This is a genomic window from Dechloromonas denitrificans, from assembly GCF_020510665.1.
Taxonomy (GTDB): Bacteria; Pseudomonadota; Gammaproteobacteria; order Burkholderiales; family Rhodocyclaceae; genus Azonexus; species Azonexus denitrificans_B.
In genome coordinates this window covers 311,731-327,564 of sequence record NZ_CP075187.1, presented here as the reverse complement: position 1 = coordinate 327,564, position 15,834 = coordinate 311,731, and the positions used below count along the sequence as shown (strand labels likewise).

The window sequence follows — 15,834 nt, the reverse complement described above, 5'->3', positions numbered from 1 at the left end:
ACACGTATCAGTGCGGGAACGGCCACAGACGCAGTTTCTCCTTGGCGATTTGCCACAGACGGGCCAACCCGTGCGGCTCGACGATCAGGAAGAACATGATCAGCGCACCGAACACCGTAATCTGGATGTGCGACACGGTAGCGCTGGAAAACGGCAGGCCAAACAATCCGGCCAGGAAAGGCAAGGCAATATCAAGGAAGACCGGGAGCAGCAGAATGAAAGCTGCCCCGAGGAAGCTGCCCATGATCGAACCGACACCACCGATGATGATCATGAACAGGATCTTGAACGACATTTCGAGCGAGAAACCATCCGGCTCGACCGAGCCGAGGTAACAGAAGGCGTACAACGCACCGGCCACACCGCAGTAGAAGGAACTGACGGCGAAGGCGAGCAGCTTGGTCGGCATCAGGCGGATACCGATGACCGAGGCCGCCACGTCCATGTCGCGGACTGCCATCCAGGCCCGGCCGGTTGTCGAGCGCACCATGTTCTTGGCCGCCAGGGCCAGGAAAACGACGATCGACAGCACAAGCAGATATTTTTCGGTCGGCGTGGTCAGTTCGTGGCCAAAGATGATCAGTTTCTGGGTCGAGATCACGCCGGACGACGAGTTGTTCGACAACCAGGGAAACTTGGTCAGGCACCAGACGATGAAGAACTGTGCCGCCAGTGTCGCCACCGCCAGGTAGAAGCCCTTGATGCGCAAGCTGGGCAAGCCGAACAGGATACCGACCCCTGCTGCGGTCAACCCGCCGCAGATGAAGGAAACGATCAGCGGAATACCTTCGATGCGCAACTGGAAGTTGTACGCGGCGTACGCCCCGACCGCCATGAAAGCGGCCGAACCTAGCGACAACTGGCCGGCATAGCCAGTCAGGATATTCAGGCCCAGTGCGGCCAGCGAAAAAATCAGGAAGGGAATCAGGATGGCCGAGAACCAGTATTCGCTGGCAAACAGCGGCACGCCGATGAAAGCAACGAGCAGCAGGGTAATGACCCCGATGCGATCCTGGCGGATGGGAAAGAGCTGCTGGTCGGCAGCATAGGTCGTCTTGAACTGACCGGCTTCACGATAAAGCATGTTTTTATCCTCTCTTACACGCGGTCGATGTGTTTCTCGCCGAACAAGCCTTCCGGCCTGACGAGAAGGAACAGCAAGGCCAGCACGTAAGGGAACCAGCCCTCGATGCCACCGAAATTGCCACCGAATAAATCCTGCATGACCGGCGGAATGTAGATTTCAGCCAGTTTCTCCGAGGCACCGATGATCAGGCCACCGACGATCGCCCCCGGCACCGAGGTGAATCCCCCGAGAATCAGAACAGGCAAAGCCTTCAATGCCGTGAAAGTAAGCGCAAACTGCACACCATTGCGCGCGCCCCACATCATGCCGGCGACCAGCGCGACAAAGCCGGCGACGCCCCAGACAATCGCCCAGATGTTCTGCAACGGAATACCGATCGACAGAGCGGCCTGGTGATCGTCTGCCACAGCGCGCAAAGCACGGCCAACGCGGGTGTATTGGAAAAACAGGGCCAGCGTGGCAACCAGGATGGCACCGACACCGGAAGCCACCAGATCGAACTTGGAAATGACCATGTTCCAGTTGTCGAGCACCCAGGGAATCGGCTCATCGACAATACCCAGATCCAGCGCACGCGGCTCGCTGCCGAAAATCATCGGGGCCAGACCTTCAATGAAAAAGGCCAGGCCGATGGTCGCCATGAACAAGGCGATGGGCGGCTGGTTGACCAGTTTGCGCAGCACGTATTTTTCCGTGGCGATACCGAACAGCGTCATCACGACAAAGGCCAGGATGATCGCCAACCAGAGTGGCGCGCCCTTTTCCATGCAGCCGACGACCGACAGTGCGGCCAGGTAAACCATCGCACCCTGGGCAAAGTTGAACACCCCGGATGCCTTGTAGATCATGACGAAGCCCAGTGCGACAAGGGCATACATCACCCCTGACAACAGGCCGCCAATCAGGACTTCCAAAAAGAAATTCATGTCCCCGTCTCCTTAGTGACCAGCGCCCAGATAGGCTTTGATCACTTCTTCATTATTTTTGACATCTTCCGGCACACCGTCGCCGATCTTCTTGCCGTAGTCGAGCACCACGACGCGGTCGGAAATATCCATGACGACGCCCATATCGTGCTCGATCAGCACGATGGTGGTACCGAACTGGTCGTTCACATCGAGGATGAAGCGGCACATGTCCTGCTTTTCCTCGACATTCATGCCGGCCATCGGCTCATCGAGCAGCAGCATCGAAGGCTCGGCAGCGAGTGCCCGACCGAGTTCAACCCGCTTTTGCAGGCCGTAGGGCAGTCGTCCGACGGGGGTCTTGCGGATATGCTGGATTTCAAGGAAGTCGATCACCTCCTCAACCTTCTTGCGATGTTCCAACTCCTCATTCTTGGCCCGGCCGAACCACAGCGCATGTTCGATGAAGTTGGCCTTCATCTTGGTGATGCGCCCGGTCATGATGTTATCGAGCACGCTCATGCCTTTGAACAAGGCGATGTTCTGGAAGGTGCGTGCGATGTTCTGCTGCGCCGCCATGTGCGGCTCCATTTTCTGGCGCTCCTTGCCGTGCCAGAAAATCTTACCGTCCTGCGGGTGGTACACCCCGTTGATGACATTGAGCATCGAGCTCTTGCCGGCGCCGTTCGGGCCGATGATGGCGCGGATTTCGTGCTGGCGGACATTAAAGGAAATATCGGTCAGCGCCTTGACGCCGCCGAAGCGCAGGGAAATGTTTTGCAAGTCGAGAATGACGTCGCCTATTTTCTTGGACATGTCAGGCAGCCTTTTTCACGATCGGGAAGGTCTTGACGTCGATGATCCGGAGATCGGCAGAAATCTTGCCGCGCCGGCCATCCTCGAACTTGACCTCGGTTTCAATGAACTGGTTTGACTTGCCGCCATAGAGCGCGTCGATCAGCACCTTGTATTTTTCGGCGACGAAATTACGTCGCACCTTGCGTGTCCGGGTCAGTTCGTCGTCGTCCGGATCAAGCTCCTTGTGCAGCACCAGGAAACGATGGATTTGCGAGTCAGCCACCATCGTGTCATGTACCAGGCCTTCGTTGATCTGCTCGATACATTCGCGGATCAGCTCAAGCACCTCCGGCTTGCCGGCCAGATCGGCATAACCGGCATAGGAAATGCCGCGCCGCTCGGCCCAGTTGCCGACCGCACCGACGTCGATATTGACGAAAGCCGTCACCATGTCGCGGTCGTGGCCAAAACAGACGACTTCCTTGATGTGCTGGAAGAATTTGAGCTTGTTTTCGATGTAGTTGGGCGCGAACATCGCGCCGTTCGACAGCTTGCCGACGTCCTTGGCGCGGTCGATGATCTTGAGGTGACCGTCTTCGTCGAGGAAGCCGGCATCGCCGGTCATGAACCAGCCGTCGGCGTTGATCGTTTCGGCCGTCGCATCCGGGCGCTTGTAGTATTCCTTGAGCAGCATCGGCCCCTTGACCAGCACCTCGCCGTTGTCGGCGATCTTGATTTCGACGCCGGGCGCAGGTTGACCGACGGAATCGAACTTGATTGCACCATCCGGCTGCATACAGACATAGGCGCAGGTTTCGGTCTGGCCATAGAACTGCTTGAGGTTGATGCCCATCGAGCGATAGAACTTGAACAACTCCGGCCCAATCGCGGCACCGGCCGTATAGGCGACGCGCACCCGGCTCAAACCGAGCACATTGCGCAGAGGACCATAAATCAGCAGGTTGCCCAGCCAATACTGCATGCGATCACCGAGGCCAACCGGCTTGCCATCGAGAATATCCGTGCCGCACCGTTTGGCAACGGCCATGAAATGATGAAAAACCTTCTGTTTCAGCTTGCCGGCGTCTTCCATCCGGATCATCACCGAAGTCAGCAGGCTTTCAAAAACGCGCGGCGGAGCAAAGTAGTAAGTCGGCCCGATTTCACGCAGGTCACTCATCACCGTATCGCCGGACTCCGGGCAATTGATCGTGAAGCCGGCGACCAGCGCCTGGGCATAGGAGAACAGGTGATCGCCCACCCAGGCCATCGGCAGGTAGCAGAGGATGTCACCGTCGGCCTGCATGTTGTCGACCGCGACACCGCCCTGGGCTGCCGCGATAAAGGCTGCATGGGTCTGGCAGACGCCTTTCGGCTTGCCGGTCGTACCCGAGGTGTACAACATCACCGAAACATCGTCGAAATGCCCCTGCTCGACCTCGGCATTGAGAAAATCAGGGTGATTACGGTCGTGAATCCGGCCCATTTCCATCAGTTCGTGGATGTCGTGCAGGAAAGGCTGGGTGTAATGCCGCATGCCGCGTGGATCGTCATACAGAATGTGCTCGAGCGCACCGATCTGCTCCTTGACCTCAAGCAGCTTGTCGACCTGCTCCTGGTCCTCGACGATGGCAAAGCGAATCGATGCATCCTGCAGCACGAACAGCATTTCATTGGCCACGGCATCCTGATACAGCGGCACCGGAACGCCGCCCAGGCACTGGGCAGCCGTCATCATCATGTAGAGATGCGGGCGGTTATCGCCGATGATTGCCAGATTGTCGCCGCGCTTGAAGCCCAGGGCGGCAAGGCCGCAAGCCAGGGCGCGCACGCGTTCACCGACTTCGGACCACGTCCACGTCTGCCAGATGCCGAGATATTTCTCGCGCATGGCCGGGGCATTCGGACGCGTACGGGCGTGATGGAAAAGCAGTCGCGGAAAGGTGTGCAACCCATCCAGCGACGAAAAATTCGCCTGCTCTGGCATTTCCTTAGTCTCCTCATTGCCGCGCTTTTAGGTACGCGGTCTAACGTTCGTTTGGTGCATTGTGTCCATTGCCGACCGCCGCGTAAACCTTGCAGTGCAGCACAGGCAATGAGTCACTGTTGTCACAGAGTTTATTGTTCGCCCAGGCTTATAATTGTCGTCCGGCAGACAATCCAGGAAATAAATTGAAAACCGCAGAGGAACTGCTGCGCACCTCCCTTTGGGGCCAGGCGCTGACCGAAGAGGAAATGCTCAAGGCATTGAGCGGAACAACCGAGCGAACCTTTGCCGCAGGCGCCTTCATCTGCATGAAAGGCGAGCCGGTTGAATACTGGATGGGCATCATCGATGGCCTGGGCAAGATGGCCAGCCACTGGACGACGGGGAAAACCACGTCGCTGACGGGCATCAGCACCGGCGCCTGGATCGGCGAGGGATCGATGCTCAAGAAGGAACCGCGCCGCTACGACGTGATGGCGCTACGCGAGACCCGCGTTGCCTTCATGAACCGCAACACGTTCAACTGGCTGCTCGATCACAGCATTCCCTTCAACCGCTACATGATTGCCCAGTTGAACGAACGCCTTGGGCAATTCATCGGGATGATCGAAAACGAGCGCATGCTCGATACCGATGCGCGGATTGCCCGCGGCCTCGCTGCCTTGTTCAATCCGGTGCTTTATCCCGGCACCAACCGGCTGCTGCAGATTTCCCAGGAAGAACTGGGCTACCTGGCGGGCGTTTCCCGCCAGCGCGCCAACCAGGCCCTCAAGGTGTTGGAGGATGCCGGCCTGGTGCGCAGCGAATACGGCGGCATCAATGTGCTGGACCTGGAAGGACTGCGCAGCTTCGGGGACTGACGTCGGTTTCTCGTTCCGGTTTTGGCCGCCCTGCTGCGGTCGACCGCGACAGCGGCCTAAATCGGCAACTCAGCGCCCGGCCGCCTGTTCAAGCCAGTGCAGCAAAGCGGCATACAACCGATCAGGATCAACCGGTTTGCCGATATGGTCGTTCATGCCGGCCGCCAGGCAAGCCAGCCGGTCTTCATCAAAGGCATTGGCCGTCATGGCCAGAATCGGCAGCCCGGCCTTGTCCGGCATCTGGCGTATCGCCCGGGTGGCATCGATACCATTCATGACCGGCATCTGCATATCCATCAGGATCAGGGCGTAGTTGCCATGACGGACGCGCTCAACCGCCTCGGCGCCATCGGCGGCAACCTCGGCCACCAGACCGGCAATCGACAGCAACTCGGTCCCGACCTCCTGATTGATCGGCTCATCCTCGACCAGAAGAATGCGCGCTCCGCCAAAACGCTGGGCGATCTGCTCTTCAACCGGCAGGCTTGTTTTCTCGGCTTCGACCGGCGGCACCTGATCCTGCACGGTTTCAAGGCAGGCCGTCAGCCAGAAAGTGCTTCCGGCACCCACGACACTTTCCACACCGACTTCGCCGCCCATCATCTGTGCCAGATGGCGATTGATCGCCAAACCCAGGCCCGTTCCGCCATATTTGCGGGTCGTCGAATTGTCTGCCTGGGCAAAGGCCTCAAACAGGCGTGCCTGCTGCTCCGCACTCATGCCGATACCCTGGTCGCGAACTTCGAGGCGCAACAGAACCCGGCCAGCCTCAAGTGGCGTGGTACTCATGGCGACGGTAATCACGCCACGCTCGGAGAACTTGATCGCATTGCCGATGAAGTTGAGCAGCGCCTGCCCCAGCCGGACCGAATCGCCACGCAGCAAGGAGGGAACATCGTCGGCCATCTGGCCCTTCAAGACCAGGCCCTTGGCATGCGCCCGCTCTTCAAGAATGCTGATCGACTGGTCAAGCACTTCGGCCGGCACAAATTCGCGTGACTCTAGCGCCAGCCGGCCAGCTTCGATCTTCGACAGGTCCAGGATATCGTTGATCACATTGAGCAGGTGGCGTGCCGAATCGCTGATTTTCAGCAATTGCCCGCTCGATTTGGGATCCGTGATTTCCTTTTTGAGCAAATGAGCCAAGCCGATGATTGCATTCATCGGTGTCCGGATTTCATGGCTCATATTCGCCAGGAAAGTGCTCTTTGCACGGCTGGCCGCTTCGGCCGCCTCCTTGGCTTCGGCCAGTTCGGCCGTACGCGACTGAACCAGCAGTTCGAGATGCTGACGGTAGTGTTCCAGCTCCGCCTCGGCCTGCTTGCGCGTTGAAATGTCGGTCGAAATACCGCACAGGGCATAAATTTTCCCGTCCTTCTCGCGCAGCGGAATCTTGATCGACAGAAAGGCGCTGCTCACCTTGCCATCAAACGTCGTATTGACCTCTTCCTCGACGACGCGCTGGCCCTCTTCAAGCACACGGCGATCATTCAGCCGGATATTCTCAGCCGTCGCTGCATCGAAGAATGCGGCATCCTCCTGCCCGACGATTTCTTCGAGCGGCCGGCCAAACAGTTCGCGCACCGGGCGATTGGCATACTGGTAGCGATAGTCCAGCCCCTTGATGTAAATACAGGCTTCGACGCTATCGAGAATGACCCCCTGGCGGTACTCGTTCTCGCGCAAAGCATCTTCCGCCAGCTTGCGCTCCGTGATGTCCTCCTTGACGGCCAGGAATTCGAGCAAGGTGCCGGATGCATCGAGGATGGGTGAAATCGATGCCTGTTCCCAGAACAGCGAGCCATCCTTGCGTCGATTATGAAACACGCCATGCCAGGTTTTTCCGGCACTGATCGTTTCCCACAGATGCCGGTACTCTTCAGCCGACTTTTCTCCGGAACTCAAAATCCGCGAGTTCTGGCCAATCACCTCCACGCTCTGATAACCCGTAACTTGCTCGAACTTCGGATTCACATACTTGATCCGACCGCTCGTATCGGCAATCACGATCGAGGCCGGGCTCTGCTCGACGGCGCGTGACAAGACCCTCAACTCTTCCGCCTGACGCCGCAAGGCACCTTCCTGCAAACGGTTTTGCTGGTGATAACTCTGAAATAGCCGATTGGACCAGCGCGAAAAAATAAACGAACCGAGCAGACCGAGCGCCAGCGCCCCCAGGGTCACCAGAATCAGCTTGAGCAGGCGCCGGGTACTGCCAGCCTCGTACTGATCGTTTTCGGAGCCGATCACCGCCTGTAATTCATCGTTGAACATGGTTGCAACAAGAATCCAGCCCCAGGGTTCGACTGTTTTGACCAACGCAGTTTTGGTCGAGACGCTCGCGGTTCCGGGGCGCATCCATTCGTAGCTGACCAAGCCACCGCCGCTCCTCGCCCGGTCGAACATTTTCGCCAGACCTTCACGCTCCAGTGGCTGCATCTCACTGAAATGCAGCCCCTCCAGCCGGATATCGGCCGGCGAGAGCAGGCTGCGCCCCGACTTGTCCATCAAACCAAGATAGCCGCTGTTGCCGAAACGCAAGGCACGGAGACGGGCAATGGCTTCTTTCTGCTGAAGCGCTTCCCATTTGTAGGTGTAATCCCCCGTCCCGATCAGCCAGCCATAAGGCTCGAAATAGCGGACATAAGCCAACTTGTCGGCCATTTGCTTCGGATTGTCCGGCATGTACCAGCGGTAGCGCGAGAATCCCTCGCCACGAGGCTTGCCAGCGGCTTCGATCAAGCCACGCATGATGTAGTGACCGGTATCGTCCCGATTGTCGAGATTGGTCTTGCCTTCGAGTTGCGGCGCCGTCGGCAACAGGATGAACTGGCCATTCATGTCATCGATGAAGTAATAGCCGCGTCCATCGTAAAACCGGACCGGACGCAGGGCTTCGACGATCAGGCGCTTGACCTCCGCGGCAGGCAGTCTTTTTGATTCCTTGGCATGAATTGCCTCGACGATCTGCATCGCCGTATCCACCTGCTCGACCAGGCTTTTGCGCAGCACGTCTTCAGTCCGCGAACGGGTAAAGTCGATGAAACTGGCTGCGCTGGCCATCTCGGCATTCAGCCGGGCGGCCATCTGCTCGCGTGCGACCTGCTCGATACGGGCAAAGGAGGCGCGCTGCTCCGCCAGATGCTGCCACGAAAAGAAAGCGCCCAGACCCAGCGTCAATACCAGAACGACCAACAGCGTTCCCAGCAAATGGATGCGCGGTACAGTCTTCTCGTCAGCAGTCAGTTGCACCTTTTCTCCACGGCCTTACTTTAGTCATAGCTGTTATGGATTGTATGCCCAATCCAGTGCAACAGAAATAATGAAAATAGCAATTCCGGTTGATTTTCGCGGTCGACCGCGAAAATTCGGCAAAATCGACGCCTTGCCCCGAATCGATTACCTGAGGTAACCCCAGCCCTGCAAACGGCTCTGGGCATACTCCGCCGCCTTGCCCTGGCGGGTCTGGCGCAAGTAAGTCGAGTAGTGACGGGCAGCCTCCTGCTTATTGCCCATGCCTTCGAGCGAAACGCCCTTGAGGAAGGTCACGCCGGCATCGCCCGGCATCAATCGGTCATACTGGTCGAGATGGTTGTAGGCTGCGCCCGGATCACGCAAACCGAGCGAAAGAACGCCGGCCAGCTTGTGCGACTGCGCTTCCTGCGGATAAATCTTCTTCGCCGCCTCGGCATAGCCCAGCGCATCACGATTTTTATCCTGGGCCTGAAGGCACTGGGCCATGCGCACATTCGCGGCATAGTCGCGAGGCGTTTGCTTCAACGCCGAACGAAACTGCTCCTCGGCCTTGCCGTATTGCTTGCCGCCCATCGCCGACTCGCCGTTCTGGCAGGCATCGATGGTCGGCTTGATGCGCCTCAGGCTAGCTGTATTGTCCATGAACCGTTCGCGTCCGGGCGGCGCATTGCGGCTTGCCGCATAACGGTTTTCAGCCAGCTGGACGGCGGTATCACGTCGCTCACGACTCATCGGGTGGGTCGAGAACATCGTCTGCAACATGCTCGGTGAACTTTTTTCCTGATCAACCAGCAACTGGTGCAGGCCGACCATGCCGCTGGCCGGATAACCGGCACGCACCATGTATTCCTGCCCCAGCGCATCCGCTTCGCGCTCGTTGTCACGCGAATAGCTGGACAGCAGGACACTGGCCCCGAACTGGCTACCCATCGAAATCAGCCCGCCCCATTCAGTCGCCGATCCGACCAGACTGGCGCCTGCCACTGCCACCTGGGCAACCTTGGCCTGCCCCTGGCGCTGCGCGGCATGCCGTGCATTAACGTGGCCCAGCTCGTGGCCGAGCAAGGCCGCCAGTTCTGCCTCGTTATCGAGATCGACGAGGATGCCGCGCGTCACCCCCATGGCTCCGCCAGGAAAGGTGTAGGCGTTGACGTAATTGGCGTTGAGTACGCGGTAGGAGTACGGCATTTGGGGGCGATGCGTATTGGCGTCGAGACGCTGGCCGATTTCACTGACATAGCGGTTGACCGCAGCATCCTGAATCGGCCCGAGATCCTGTGAAAACTGCTGCGGCGAGACTTGCGCATCAACGCGCTTTTCCTCTTCCTCACTCATGCCGACCAGAATCGAGCCGCCACCAACCGGCGAAGTGGCACACCCGGAAAGGCTGGTCAGGCCAATACTTCCAGCGCCAAGCAGCCATAGCATCTGACGACGGCTGACCCGGTTGTGTTGCAGGCTGCAAGCCAGTTCATCGTGCTCGTTCATTACATTTTCCTCGGTTGGCGAAAGAACAAAAATACCATCATCCTGAGATTTCCGGGCATGAAAAAGGCGGGGTACATAGCCCCGCCGTTCTTTTCTGCTCTCCTCCGGCCTTCAATTACATACTGCGCCGGTACTGCCCGCCTACTTCGTACAATGCCGAGCTGATCTGACCCAGCGAGCAATATTTGACGGCATCGACCAGCACCGCGAAAACGTTGCCGTCCTCGATGACTGTCTGCTTCAACTTGGCCAGCATGGCCGGCGCCTGACCGGAATTACGGGCCTGGAAGTCACGCAGGCGCTTGATTTGCGACTGCTTTTCTTCATCACTCGAACGCGCCAGCTCGATTTCCTGCTGGGCCATGCCCTTCGGATTCAGGAAGGTATTGACGCCGATGATCGGGTACGAGCCATCATGCTTCATGTGCTCGTAGTACATCGACTCTTCCTGGATCTTGCCACGCTGGTAGCCGGTTTCCATGGCGCCGAGCACGCCGCCGCGCGAGGCGATGGCTTCGAATTCCTTGAGCACGGCTTCTTCGACCAGATCGGTCAGTTCGTCGATGACGAAAGCGCCCTGGTTCGGGTTCTCGTTCTTGGCGACGCCCCACTCGCGGTTGATGATCAGCTGGATGGCCATGGCACGACGCACGGATTCCTCGGTCGGCGTGGTGATCGCTTCGTCGTAGGCGTTGGTGTGCAGCGAATTGCAGTTGTCGTAGATGGCGATCAGCGCCTGCAGCGTCGTGCGGATGTCGTTGAAGTCCATTTCCTGGGCGTGCAGCGAACGACCGGACGTCTGGATGTGGTACTTCAGCTTCTGGCTGCGTTCGTTGGCACCGTACTTGTTCTTCATCGCCACCGCCCAGATGCGGCGGGCGACGCGGCCGATCACCGAGTATTCCGGATCCATGCCGTTGCTGAAGAAGAAGGACAGGTTGGGCGCGAAATCGTCGATCTTCATGCCGCGTGCCAGATAGCTCTCGACATAGGTGAAGCCGTTCGACAGCGTGAAGGCGAGCTGGCTGATCGGGTTGGCGCCGGCTTCGGCGATGTGATAGCCGGAGATCGAAACCGAGTAGAAATTCTGCACCTGGTTATGGACAAAGAATTCCTGGATATCGCCCATCATCTTGAGTGCGAATTCGGTCGAGAAAATGCAGGTATTCTGACCCTGGTCTTCCTTCAGGATGTCGGCCTGAACAGTGCCGCGCACCGTTGCCAGCGCCCATTCGCGAATCTTTTCGGCTTCGTCTTCGGTCGGACGGCGACCGTTGTCTTTCTCGAACTTGGCCAGTTGCTGATCGATCGCGGTATTGAAGAAACAGGCCAGGATGATCGGCGCCGGGCCGTTGATCGTCATCGACACCGAGGTGGTCGGGGCGAGCAGGTCGAAACCGTCGTAAAGCACCTTGAGGTCGTCGAGCGTAGCGATCGAAACACCGGAATTACCGATCTTGCCGTAGATGTCCGGACGCTCGTCAGGATCGCAGCCGTACAGCGTCACCGAGTCGAAAGCGGTGGAAAGACGGTGGGCCGGCATGCCTTCAGAGACGCGCTTGAAGCGGCGGTTGGTGCGGAAGGCGTCGCCTTCGCCAGCGAACATCCGGGTCGGGTCTTCACCCTCGCGCTTGAAGGCGAAGACGCCGGCGGTGTAGGGGAAAGAGCCGGGCACGTTCTCGCGCATCAGGAAGCGCAGGGTTTCGCCATCGTCGCCGAACTTGGGCAGGATGACCTTGCGGATCTTGGTGCCGGACAGCGACTGGGAAACCAGCTTGGTACGGATTTCCTTGTCGCGAATCTTGACGACGTATTCGTCGCCCGAGTAAGCGGCAACGGTATCCGGCCACATGTCGAGCAGCTTCTTGGCCTTCGGATCCTGCTCGCCATCCTTCCAGGCGATCAGTTCATCGAAATCCGCGGTCGACTTGTCGCAACCCTTGAAAATGGATGCCGAAACACGCAGCGACTGGCGCTCGCGGGCAATCTGCACCTGGGCGTCGGTATGGGCATGGTAACCGCGTACGGCGTCGGCAATTTCGGCCAGATAGCGGACGCGGGCCGCCGGCACGATAGCGCGCTGGCTGGATGACTGCTTGACGGTGACCAGCGGCAGCTGGCCTTCCTTCAACTTCAGGCCCTTTTCCAGCAGTTGCGGAACCAGCGCCTGGTACAGCGCGGTGACGCCATCGTCGTTGAAACGGGCGGCCATCGTGCCGTAGACCGGCATGTCGTCGGTCGGCTGGGTAAACAACTCACGGTTGCGCTGATACTGTTTTCGCACATCGCGCAGCGCATCTTCGGCGCCCTTGCGGTCGAACTTGTTGATCGCGACGAAATCAGCGAAGTCGAGCATGTCGATCTTCTCCAGCTGCGAGGCAGCGCCGAACTCCGGCGTCATGACGTAGAGCGACAGATCGACGAAAGGCACGATGGCCGCATTGCCCTGGCCGATGCCGGAGGTTTCGACGATCACCAGATCGAAGCCGGCCAGCTTGCAGGCGGCGATGACTTCCGGCAAGGCGGCGGAAATTTCGCTACCGGTATCGCGCGTCGCCAGCGAGCGCATGAAAATATTCGGATGTTCGATGGCGTTCATCCGGATGCGGTCGCCGAGCAGCGCGCCGCCGGTCCGTTTGCGTGACGGGTCGATCGAAACCAGGCCGATCTTGACGCTGTCGTCCTGATCGAGCCGGAAGCGGCGGACCAGTTCGTCGGTCAGCGACGACTTGCCGGCGCCGCCGGTACCGGTAATGCCGAGCACCGGCACGTTCAGTTCGGCCGCCGCCTTGAGGATAGGCTCCTTGAGTGCGGGCGCAACACCATTTTCCAGCAGCGTGATGACGCGCGACAGCAAACGCTTGTCGCCCGCTTTGAGCCCGGCCAGCACCTGCTCGGCACTCGGCACACCGTCAGCTGCGACATCGTAGTCGGCATTCTGGACAACTTCATTGATCATGCCCTGCAGGCCCATATGCACGCCATCTTCCGGGGCATAAATGCGGGTCACGCCGTAAGCATGCAGTTCCTTGATTTCCGAAGGAACGATCACGCCGCCACCGCCGCCGAAGACCTTGATGTTCTCGCCACCATTGGCCTTGAGCAGGTCGATCATGTACTTGAAGAACTCGACGTGACCGCCCTGATAGGAAGTGATGCAGATGCCCTGGGCGTCTTCCTGCAATGCGGCATTGACGATTTCCTGCACCGAGCGGTTGTGACCGAGGTGGATCACTTCCGAACCGGTCGACTGCAGGATCCGGCGCATGATGTTGATCGAGGCGTCATGGCCGTCGAACAGCGAGGCGGCCGTCACGAAGCGGACCTTGTTCTTGGGCTTGTACGGGGACAATTTCTTGGCGACGGAAAGATCGGTCATGACAACAGCCTCATCGGGAAGATGGAAAGGCGCCTATCTTATGCCCCTTTAACCATTCGGCCATTGTGGCGAACGACGACAATCATGCAAATTCCGCCAAGGTGATACAGTACTGCGGTCGACTACCAAAAATTGGCAAAATGCTGCATCGCACCAATCAAAAATCAAACGCACGCACGCAAACCACTGTTGCAATGGGATTTGTTACCGGAATGCTGGCCGGACTGGCACGTCACGACATCAACCCGGCGCCGCTACTGGCCACACTGGAGATTGATATTGCAGACACCGCCAGTCGCATTCCGGTCGATCGTTATGCGGCGCTTTACAACCGACTGAACCAGGAACTCGACGACGAAGGCTTCGGACTCTTTGCCCAGCCCATGCGTCTCGGCAGCTTCGAGTTTCTTTGCCGGGCCTGCCTCAGTGCACCGACCCTGGCCGAAGCGCTGACCCGGGCCTGTCGCTTCCTGCACATCGTGCTGCCCGATCTGGCGGTCAGCGTGCGCCGCACCCAAGGGCGTGCCGAGTTGGTCATCAGCGAAACCCGAAGGCTTTCCGACAATCCTGAAAACGCAGGCCGCATCTTTGCCTTCGAATGGCTGCTGCGTTTGCTGCACGGTCTTTCCTGTTGGCTGGCCGGACGCGGTATCGGCCTCGACAGCGTGATATTTCCCTACCGCAAGCCGGCCCACTTTGCCGACTACGCACTCATTTTCACCGAAGACTCCCGCTTTGCACCGACGGTTCCGGGCGGCAACGGCACGCTGGTCGCCAGCTTCAATGCCAATCTTCTCGACCTGCCGGTACGGCGGGATGAAGCGGCACTGACCACTTTTCTGAACGGCGCACCGGGCAAGATCACGACGCTGTACCGCCGCGACCGTGAAATGGTCATCCGCGTTCGCGACCTGTTGCGCGCGGCGCTACCCGACACCCTGAGCCTGGAAAATATTGCGGACCGCCTGCATTTATCGCCCCGCACCATTCACCGCCGACTGGACGAAGAAGGTTCCAGTTTCCGAGGCATCAAGGATGCATTGCGCCGCGACATGGCCTTGGCCCGCCTGACCAAGACCCGTGACTCAATTGCCCAGGTTGCCGCCGATCTGGGTTATGCCGACACATCGGCGTTTTATCGTGCTTTTGTCGAGTGGACCGGGATGGCACCGGTCCACTATCGTCGGCACTGGGCCGGCCGCGACTAGGCTGCCGGCCGTTGCAGGCTCAGTGCTCGCCAGTCTGGCGGGCGTAAGGTTCGCGCAGATCAACCGGAGCAACGGTTTTCTTGCGCATCCGGATATTCAGCATCTCGACACCCACCGAGAAAGCCATCGCGAAATAGATGTAACCCTTCGGTACGTGGTGCCCGAAACCATCGGCAATCAGCACGACGCCCACAACCACCAGGAAGGAAAGAGCCAGCATCTTGATGGTCGGGTGATTCGAGACGAATTCGCCAATCGAGCGGGCAAAAAGCATCATCAAGCCGACCGATGCGACCACGGCGGCAATCATCACGCCCACCTGGCTGACCATGCCGACGGCAGTGATGATCGAATCAAGGGAGAAGACCAGGTCGATGACCATGATCTGGGCGATCACGCCGGCAAAACTCGAAGCCACCTTGTGCGACTCGCTGCCCTCCTCACCCTCCAGCAACTGGTGCACTTCGCCGGTACTCTTCCAGATCAGGAACAGGCCGCCGCCGACCAGAATCAGGTCGCGTCCGGAAAAGCCGGTACCGAACAGCGTAAGCACCGGCTCGGTCAGGCCGACGATCCACGACAGCACCAGCAGCAATGCGATACGCATGAACATCGCCAGGAACAGACCGATACGGCGAGCCGTTTCCTGCTGCGCCTTGGGCAACTTGTCGACCAGGATGGAAATGAAAATGATGTTGTCGATGCCAAGCACCAGCTCCAGTGCGGTCAACGTCAAAAAAGCTATCCAGATTTCGGGCGAGAGCAGGAGTTCAAACATGGGATCAGTCCTGAAAACGATTCAAGGGGGCGATTGTAGTCATGTAGACACACATCGTTACAGTCTGATTAATATCACCCAGCCTTCGA

General features: G+C 58.8%; 10 protein-coding genes. 2 read left to right on the top strand and 8 right to left on the bottom strand.

Going from position 1 to position 15,834, the window contains the following annotated elements; genetic code table 11:
• Positions 1-7: 7 nt before the first annotated feature.
• Genes KI614_RS01535 through KI614_RS01520 form a run of 4 tightly spaced genes read right to left on the bottom strand, consistent with a single transcriptional unit; the run spans position 8 to position 4,777 of the window.
• A complete protein-coding gene (locus tag KI614_RS01535; protein WP_226407411.1) occupies positions 8-1,084 on the bottom strand; it encodes a branched-chain amino acid ABC transporter permease in 1,077 nt (358 codons plus the stop codon).
• 14 nt (positions 1,085-1,098) lie between these two features.
• Positions 1,099-2,013: a branched-chain amino acid ABC transporter permease gene (locus KI614_RS01530; protein WP_226407410.1), complete on the bottom strand. Its 915-nt coding sequence runs from the start codon at positions 2,011-2,013 to the stop codon at positions 1,099-1,101.
• Between the two features lie 12 nt (positions 2,014-2,025).
• On the bottom strand, positions 2,026-2,808 hold the full coding sequence (locus KI614_RS01525; RefSeq protein ID WP_226407409.1) for an ABC transporter ATP-binding protein: 783 nt from the start codon (positions 2,806-2,808) through the stop codon (positions 2,026-2,028).
• Position 2,809: 1 nt separating this feature from the next.
• A complete protein-coding gene (locus KI614_RS01520) occupies positions 2,810-4,777 on the bottom strand; it encodes an AMP-dependent synthetase/ligase (RefSeq protein WP_203468382.1) in 1,968 nt (655 codons plus the stop codon).
• A gap of 185 nt (positions 4,778-4,962) precedes the next feature.
• Between KI614_RS01520 and KI614_RS01515 the strand changes: the two genes are divergently transcribed.
• The gene (locus KI614_RS01515; RefSeq protein ID WP_203468381.1) at positions 4,963-5,637 is read left to right on the top strand and encodes a Crp/Fnr family transcriptional regulator; all 675 of its coding nucleotides are present in this window, start codon (positions 4,963-4,965) and stop codon (positions 5,635-5,637) included.
• 69 nt (positions 5,638-5,706) lie between these two features.
• Here KI614_RS01515 and KI614_RS01510 read toward each other — a convergent pair whose 3' ends face one another.
• The 3 genes from KI614_RS01510 to icmF all read right to left on the bottom strand — a co-directional run bounded on the left by KI614_RS01510 (position 5,707) and on the right by icmF (position 13,759).
• On the bottom strand, positions 5,707-8,889 hold the full coding sequence (locus tag KI614_RS01510; RefSeq protein ID WP_226407408.1) for a cache domain-containing protein: 3,183 nt from the start codon (positions 8,887-8,889) through the stop codon (positions 5,707-5,709).
• A gap of 147 nt (positions 8,890-9,036) precedes the next feature.
• Positions 9,037-10,380, bottom strand: a complete 1,344-nt coding sequence (locus tag KI614_RS01505; protein WP_226407406.1) for a M48 family metalloprotease — start codon at positions 10,378-10,380, stop codon at positions 9,037-9,039.
• A gap of 115 nt (positions 10,381-10,495) precedes the next feature.
• Entirely contained in the window at positions 10,496-13,759 is a 3,264-nt protein-coding gene (icmF, locus tag KI614_RS01500; protein WP_226407404.1) for a fused isobutyryl-CoA mutase/GTPase IcmF, read from the bottom strand.
• A 194-nt stretch (positions 13,760-13,953) separates the two neighbouring features.
• On the opposite strand from icmF, the gene KI614_RS01495 reads away from it, so the two are divergent.
• Positions 13,954-14,967, top strand: a complete 1,014-nt coding sequence (locus KI614_RS01495) for an AraC family transcriptional regulator (protein WP_226407402.1) — start codon at positions 13,954-13,956, stop codon at positions 14,965-14,967.
• A 19-nt stretch (positions 14,968-14,986) separates the two neighbouring features.
• Here KI614_RS01495 and KI614_RS01490 read toward each other — a convergent pair whose 3' ends face one another.
• The gene (locus tag KI614_RS01490) at positions 14,987-15,745 is read right to left on the bottom strand and encodes a TerC family protein (protein ID WP_203468376.1); all 759 of its coding nucleotides are present in this window, start codon (positions 15,743-15,745) and stop codon (positions 14,987-14,989) included.
• Positions 15,746-15,834: the final 89 nt, after the last annotated feature.

Bases quoted from the DNA above. Each gene is read 5' to 3' on its own strand.
- KI614_RS01525 (WP_226407409.1), bottom strand. From the start codon at position 2,808: ATGTCCAAGAAAATAGGCGACGTCATTCTCGACTTGCAAAACATTTCC.
- KI614_RS01520 (WP_203468382.1), bottom strand. From the start codon at position 4,777: ATGCCAGAGCAGGCGAATTTTTCGTCGCTGGATGGGTTGCACACCTTT.
- icmF (WP_226407404.1), bottom strand. From the start codon at position 13,759: ATGACCGATCTTTCCGTCGCCAAGAAATTGTCCCCGTACAAGCCCAAG.
- KI614_RS01495 (WP_226407402.1), top strand. From the start codon at position 13,954: ATGGGATTTGTTACCGGAATGCTGGCCGGACTGGCACGTCACGACATC.
- KI614_RS01530 (WP_226407410.1), bottom strand. From the start codon at position 2,013: ATGAATTTCTTTTTGGAAGTCCTGATTGGCGGCCTGTTGTCAGGGGTG.
- KI614_RS01535 (WP_226407411.1), bottom strand. From the start codon at position 1,084: ATGCTTTATCGTGAAGCCGGTCAGTTCAAGACGACCTATGCTGCCGAC.
- KI614_RS01490 (WP_203468376.1), bottom strand. From the start codon at position 15,745: ATGTTTGAACTCCTGCTCTCGCCCGAAATCTGGATAGCTTTTTTGACG.
- KI614_RS01505 (WP_226407406.1), bottom strand. From the start codon at position 10,380: ATGAACGAGCACGATGAACTGGCTTGCAGCCTGCAACACAACCGGGTC.